General features: G+C 49.3%; 4 protein-coding genes. 2 read left to right on the top strand and 2 right to left on the bottom strand.

Going from position 1 to position 3,197, the window contains the following annotated elements:
* On the top strand, nt 1–179 hold a 179-nt coding region (locus HOJ95_19075), incomplete at its 5' end, for an NAD(P)-dependent alcohol dehydrogenase (GenBank protein ID MBT6396794.1).
* A gap of 292 nt (nt 180–471) precedes the next feature.
* Complete coding sequence (locus HOJ95_19080) at nt 472–690, top strand: hypothetical protein (GenBank protein MBT6396795.1); 219 nt, start codon at nt 472–474, stop codon at nt 688–690.
* A 269-nt stretch (nt 691–959) separates the two neighbouring features.
* On the opposite strand, the gene HOJ95_19085 is transcribed toward HOJ95_19080, so the two are convergent.
* The gene (locus tag HOJ95_19085) at nt 960–2,024 is read right to left on the bottom strand and encodes an OmpA family protein (protein ID MBT6396796.1); all 1,065 of its coding nucleotides are present in this window, start codon (nt 2,022–2,024) and stop codon (nt 960–962) included.
* Nucleotides 2,017–2,439, bottom strand: a complete 423-nt coding sequence (locus HOJ95_19090) for a polymer-forming cytoskeletal protein (protein MBT6396797.1) — start codon at nt 2,437–2,439, stop codon at nt 2,017–2,019. The genes HOJ95_19085 and HOJ95_19090 overlap by 8 nt, the downstream gene beginning before the upstream one ends.
* Between the last annotated feature and the right edge of the window lie 758 nt (nt 2,440–3,197).

Raw genomic sequence — 3,197 nt, forward strand, 5'->3', positions numbered from 1 at the left:
AGAAGACAATTGTCGGCAATTTGGTCGGCACTTATGCCGAATTGGTCGAGTTGATGGCGCTGGCGGATCGCGGCCTGGTTAATCTCGCCACGCATGAATATAAACTCGCCGACGCCAATCAGGCTCTGCACGATCTGCATGCCGGTAAAATAAGAGGAAGGGCCGTCCTCATTCCCTAAATTAGGCTGTTCGACGTGTCACTGGTTTCTGTCTCATCTTCGTTCCTCTCGGTCACTACGATGAGCCAGAAATCCTCCCTTATGCAATTAATTCAATCTGTCCCATAGGCGCTGACGTCAGACAATTCAATGCGTCATTAATTTACAATATTTTTTCCATTAATGGGACAATTAAATGACAATAAATGAGGCCTAACTTGAATTTAATTGACGCGAATTTTCACCTTTAAACAACAGAGCGCGACCAGGGTCCGGCTCGTCTTTCGGCTCACGTCAAACATCCCGAGACCGCGTGTCCACCAAGCAGATTCCAAAAGAAACTGTCCGTCGTCATATAAATTGGGACAAACTCGGAGCTGATTTAAAGGAGAGTCTGGCTCATCTGGTTCAAGGTATTAGGCGGCGTATGTCCTTGATCGCCTTCGCACCACCCGGGTGGCTGCACCAGTTGCTCAAGTATGGTGCGATAGACGCCGGCGTGGTCGATGAGAAAAAAAGCGGTAGTGATTAGTTACCTCCGCGTTGATCCCGGCCGCACAGGTTTTTTGACGTTAATTAAATAAAGATAGTGTCCAGTAGACGGTAGCAAGTAGACGTCGAGCATTACCGTTTCATCGTGCATGTTTCGAGTTTCCCCGCTTCCCTTCCACACATAACCCATTTCACATGGGCTGGCGGCAATGGGCCGGGGTGTCGGAGCACAAGGGAGGCGAATGTGGCTCCGACTTGAGGACGCCCGGCACGCCCTATAAAGGGTAGAGGGCCTTGCCTCATACACCATCATTTGCCTAGAACTTCGGTTAGATCAGGCGCTTCAGTCAAACTAATTGGCAGACTTTTCTGGTCCACGCACTTGTTAGGCTCAACCAGTTCGCCACTTGGCTCTCCGGCCAAAATCACAGCAACACGTCGGTCTAAAGAGTTTCGAGTGCCGTCAGCGGAGCTAGATATAGGCTTCAACTCACCTCTAGGACCGATCCACATTTGGTCCGGTGAGACACCAAGCGCTATCATTCTCCGCCAGACCGCGAGCGCACGTCTCAGCGATAAATCAATATTGTAACCGGCTGCTCCCGAGAGATCGGCATGCCCCTCGATAAAGACTTCGATAGTCTCAACGCCACTGGCTTGAATGGCACTCGCGCTCAGCACCGTCTCCGCGGCATCGTTAATTTGCGCGCTGTTGTGCTGGAATTGGATCAAATAATCGTGCGACGGCGGGTAAGAAGTGGGCTCTCCTGACAAACAGGAAAATTCCGATTTGTCTGTAACCGGCGCAATATCGGCGATTATGGTTGGTGAAAAAATATTAGGATCAAGAGTGTTGCTAGCCTGCCTAAATTTCACCCAAACGTTTACTGCGTTTTCAAATTCTTGCCTACATTTCGCTATATGCTCGGCCTGCCATCCTTCTTCCTCTTGCTCCATCCAACAATCGAAGGAAACTTGAGCGCGAGCCGCCTGGACGGGCATTTGATCGCCGAATCCGGCTTCCAGTTTTTCAAGAAGTAAATAGCGGGCCTCCACGAAAGCTGGTTCTGACTTTTTAGAGATGTTCCAGTCGCGAATGTCTTCTGGCGCGGGGCTTTGGCCGGTCGAAGCAAGGATGGCTTTTCTTGAGAACAGAGCGGCATCTGGCCAATCGTACATCTCGTCAGCTTCGAAAAGCGCAATATTCCGATATTCACGAGCTAACTCGTCATTAAACTCATCGCCCTCTACAGCGAGGTTCCTCGCTTCCTTAATGTCGAAGGAGCAGGCCGCAACCACCAGGCCGAACACGATAGCGGAGGCATGAACTATGAAAATTTTTCTACCGGATCTCGTGCAAGGCTTATCACTCATTGATCGAGTCCTCGTCGACCGTTGCGGTTTCAGGGAATTGTGAGGGTATATCCACCAACCATGCCTCATCCGAAGAATTTAAATTCTCACCAATATCATCCGTTGTTTCATCCTCCTCGGCGGGCCGAATTTCACCACTGATTTGCCCCCCATTCTCTATTTCTATGGAAGCGTAAGTGATCGTGCCCTCGATGGCCCCTGTAGAGCGCAGAAGAATGTGGCCCGTAACATTGGCAATGCCCCCAAAATTCCCGACGACCTCCATATTACAAATTGTCGCAGTTCCCTTTAACCAGCCCCCTTCACCGATAATGAGGTTCTCACCTTCAAGCTCGCCTTCCGAGGAGCCGAGTATCATGAGGTTTTTAAAGTTCCGTATGGCGCCTTCCATTTTCACACCGGGTCCGATCGTCATGTTTCCTGACGCGCTGGAGAGAGCAAGTTCATTTGCACTGTCTGAAGCTGGCCCGCCACGCATTGAATAAACGGATGTGTGTCTATTTTGCATTATCTCCTGGAGGGCTCTCTGCCCTTCCGCTTCCGACGGGCCCGTTTCCTCGGGCCCGATTTCCAACCCGCTAGAACGGGGAAATTCACTGTTAAGTTTGTTTTCTGATGGGTCTTTTTTAGAATTGAACATCAGCTATTCCCTTGTGATCGAGATGCGAATACTCGCAACTCAATGTGTTTTTATTGGGTCTAAAAAAAGGTCATTTGGTGGCAATAGTCGATTTTTCCGAATGATCCTCGACCGGCTAAGAATTGATTTGGGAGCAATATTTCCTGATTAACAAATTAGAAGTCTCGCCACAAATTCACCATTTTCAAATCAGATAATCGCGTTTATTCAATTTCTGATTTTTCTCAATACACAGGACTTGAAGCAGTGAGATTTGGAAATGAGCAGCAGTGACACAAACGGGAATATAGAAGGACGTGGCAAATATGAAATCGATAAATCGGCAGAAAAAAGTTGCTGGGGGAGACCTGAGCGACAGGAGAACCGGGTGCCAGGATCAACGAAATTCCCAACATCATCGTCTTCCATTGTCGTCTCGAGCGCTGCCCTTCTCTCGCCACTGGACACTCCCCCTTGTTATCCTTGCACTAGCTTTCTCTTGCTTTGGCTCCGGCGCATTTTCTAAAACCCCGCGCACCTTAGTGACACATGAT

It is taken from the genome of Nitrospinaceae bacterium (assembly GCA_018669005.1).
Lineage (GTDB): Bacteria > UBA8248 > UBA8248 > UBA8248 > UBA8248 > UBA8248.

What these genes read in the sequence shown, in the direction of transcription:
- HOJ95_19085 (MBT6396796.1), bottom strand. Translation starts at nt 2,024, where the DNA reads ATGAGTGATAAGCCTTGCACGAGATCCGGTAGAAAAATTTTCATAGTT.
- HOJ95_19090 (MBT6396797.1), bottom strand. Translation starts at nt 2,439, where the DNA reads ATGACGATCGGACCCGGTGTGAAAATGGAAGGCGCCATACGGAACTTT.